This is a genomic window from Streptomyces sp. SID3212, from assembly GCF_009865405.1.
Taxonomy (GTDB): Bacteria; Actinomycetota; Actinomycetes; order Streptomycetales; family Streptomycetaceae; genus Streptomyces.
The window spans coordinates 1-2967 of record NZ_WWJY01000184.1 but is presented as its reverse complement, the minus strand read 5'-3'; the positions used below and the strand labels follow the sequence as shown (position 1 = coordinate 2967).

3 protein-coding genes and 1 pseudogene are annotated in these 2967 nt (G+C 73.0%); 2 read left to right on the top strand and 2 right to left on the bottom strand.

Annotated elements, in window-relative coordinates; translation table 11 throughout:
* Positions 1-61: 61 nt before the first annotated feature.
* Both GT042_RS05505 and GT042_RS05500 read right to left on the bottom strand, forming a co-directional pair.
* Positions 62-406, bottom strand: a complete 345-nt coding sequence (locus tag GT042_RS05505; protein ID WP_161307569.1) for a chorismate mutase — start codon at positions 404-406, stop codon at positions 62-64.
* A gap of 168 nt (positions 407-574) precedes the next feature.
* Entirely contained in the window at positions 575-1399 is an 825-nt protein-coding gene (locus GT042_RS05500) for a serine protease (protein ID WP_161307568.1), read from the bottom strand.
* Positions 1400-1725: 326 nt separating this feature from the next.
* Between GT042_RS05500 and GT042_RS05495 the strand changes: the two genes are divergently transcribed.
* Positions 1726-2628 carry a hypothetical protein gene (locus tag GT042_RS05495; protein WP_161307567.1) on the top strand — a complete coding sequence of 301 codons (903 nt, stop codon included), beginning with the start codon at positions 1726-1728 and terminating at the stop codon, positions 2626-2628.
* Between the two features lie 129 nt (positions 2629-2757).
* Positions 2758-2967, top strand: a pseudogene (locus GT042_RS05490) (ankyrin repeat domain-containing protein); the annotation flags it as partial.

Below are 2967 nucleotides of genomic sequence, written 5' to 3'. Positions count from 1 at the left end.
GTCCGTTCCGCCGCCGCGCCGTCCGCCGGGCGGCTCACGCCCGGTGGGCGCCCGCGCGCCGTCACTCCACGTCGCCGCCGGAGGCCGTCTGCGTCACCTCGTCCGCGATCGTCTCGTGGTGGCGGATCACCTCGGCGATGATGAAGTTGAGGAGCTTCTCGGCGAAGGCCGGGTCCAGGCGGGCGCTCTCCGCCAGCTGCCGCAGCCGGGTGATCTGGCGGGACTCGCGGGCCGGGTCGGCCGGTGGGAGATGGTGCTCGGCCTTGAGGACACCGACCTGCTGGGTGCACTTGAAGCGCTCGGCCAGCATGTGGACGACGGCCGCGTCGATGTTGTCGATGCTGTCGCGGAGGCGGTTCAGTTCGGCGCGTACGGTCTCGTCGACGCCGGTGTTGCTCGTGGTCATGGTGTCGGAGCTTAGACCGTCCGGCCGGGGGTGCGGGCCGGCCCGCGCGCGCCGGGTGGTGTGCGGGATGCGTGATCCCGGCGCGCGCGGGGTGGCTGGGGCGGGTCCGTGGATTACGGCCGTCCTCCCGCCGGGGGCGGGGTCGGAGGCCGGCCCCGGGGTGCGGGGTCAGAGACCGGCCGCTGCCGAGGCGATCGCGGAGGCGAAGGTCGAGACCTCGGTGTACACGCCGTAGTAGTTCGGCCGGGCGCAGCCGTTGCCCCAGCTCACGATGCCGACCTGGACGAAGGCGCCCGCGTTGTCCTTGCGGAACATGGGGCCGCCCGAGTCGCCCTGGCAGGTGTCGGTGCCGCCCTGGGCGAAGCCGGCGCAGATCTCCTGGGACGCTATGACGTCACCGTCGTACGAGTTGGGGCCGTTGCAGACGGAGTCGGAGACGAACGGAACGGTCGCCTTGAGGAGGTAGCGCTGCTGGGCGCCGCCCTCGGTCGCCCCGCCCCAGCCCGCGATGGTGAAGTTGCCGGTGTTGTACTGCGTGGTCGTGGCGATCTTCAGGGTCGGCAGGTTGATCGCGGAGGCGAGCTTGATCAGCGCCCAGTCCTTGCCCGCTCCGTTGTAACCGGGGGCCTGGAGGACCTTGGTGGACCTGACCTTGATGGCGCTGGTGCTGTTCAGGTCGACGACACCGGCGGTCGCGGTGATGCTGGTGTTGTTGCCCGAGCCGCTGACGCAGTGCGCGGCGGTGAGGACGATGGTCGGGGAGTACAGCGCGCCGCCGCAGCCCATGGAGAGCCGGACCATGAAGGGGAATTCGCCCTGTGCGGCGCGGGTGCCGCCGACGACGGGGGGCGCGACGGGCGCGACGGCCGCGGTGCGGGCCTCCGGGGCCGGCAGGGGCGACGCGGAGGCGGAGGAGGGCTGGAGGCTGACGGCCGCGAGGATGACGGCACCGGCGGCGGCGCATCTCTTGAAGGCACGCACGAGCTGGTTCATGGATCTGCCCTTCGTGGGGGGAGAAACGGGAGAGTGGGCCTGACATGAGCCCGACAAAGCGTGATCCGGATTATGGGGAGCGCGCCCACCGCGCCACAAGAACCCGGATCCGGCCACGAATGGGGAGCGCACACCGGCCGACGTCCGCTGACCGGACGGAGGACCCGGTCCGGTACGGCGGCCCCGCGCCGGCGCCGGCGCCGTACCGCCAGGGCTGCCCCGCCCCGTACCTCCGCGGCCCGTAGCACTGCGGGCCGCCCGGCCACGCACCGTACCGCCGCCGTACAGTGGATCGCGGAGGACCGTCCTTGCAGGGGGGTACGGACGTGGCACACGGAACCGAGGTCGTGCACGGCTATCCGCACCTGGATACCGCGCGCGCCGCGATCACCGCGCTCTACCGGCGCCTCTCCCCCGAGGGCGTCCGCCGGTACGCGCCGAGCGTCGCCCCGGCCGACGTCGCCTTCTCCGACCACGACGACCTCCACCTGGGCACCCAGCGGGTCGCCCACGCGCTGGTCCAGCAACTCCGGCTGCCCGACGCGCGCGTGATCGTCAGCTTCCGCGACATGGAACACGCGGCGAGCGTCGAACTGACCGCCGGGCCCGAGTACTTCGTCGAGCTCAACAACCGCTTCCGCACCCACCGCAGGGACATCGGCGCCGCGCTCGCCCACGAGATCACGCACGTCCTGCTGCACCGGCTGGGGCTGAGCTTCCCCGGCACCCGCGACAACGAGATCCTCACGGACACCGCGACCACCTACCTCGGCGCGGGCTGGCTGCTGCTCGACGCGTACCGCGAGGACCGCGACTCCAGCCAGAAGCTCGGGTACCTGACCCCCGAGGAGTTCGGTTACGTCCTCGCCAAGCGGGCGCTCGTCTTCGACGAGGACCCCCGGATCTGGTTCACCAGCCCGCAGGGGTACACGTCGTACGCGAAGGGTCGCGCGCAGGCCCTGCGGGACGAGCAGCAGCCGCCGCTGACCACGGCCGGGTGGTCGGGCCGCCACCGGTACGCGAAGGAGCGGCGGTACGCGCTCGACCACCCCGGCCGCGTGGAGGGCGCCCCCGACCCGGCGCTGCCGTACGCCTTCGAGCAGCTCCCCGACGGGCTGCGCGTCTCGTTCCCCTGCCCGACCTGCCACCAGCGCATCCGGGTGCCGGTCCGGGGGCGGGTCAGGGCCCGCTGCGGGCTGTGCGGGACGGTCCTGGAGTGCGACACCTGACTTCCGTAGCGCGGCACCCGACTCCTGGAGTGCGACACGTGACTCCCGGATCGCGACACCCGGCAGGCCCCGCGCGCCGGTCCGGTGGCCCCGGGATGCCCGCACAGGCGTCGCACGTAGGGTCGAAGGATGACGAATGAGCCGACGGCGGGTGTTCCCGGCCTGTTCGAGGCGGTGCTCAGCGGCGCGGACGACACGGTCGTCGGTCTGCTGCGCGCGGGCGTGCCCGCCGAGGCGGCCGACGGGGACGGCACGAGCGCCCTGTATCTCGCGGCCGTCAGCGACGAACCGGGCCTGGTACGGCTGCTCCTCACCGCCGGCGCCGACCCGGAGCGCGGC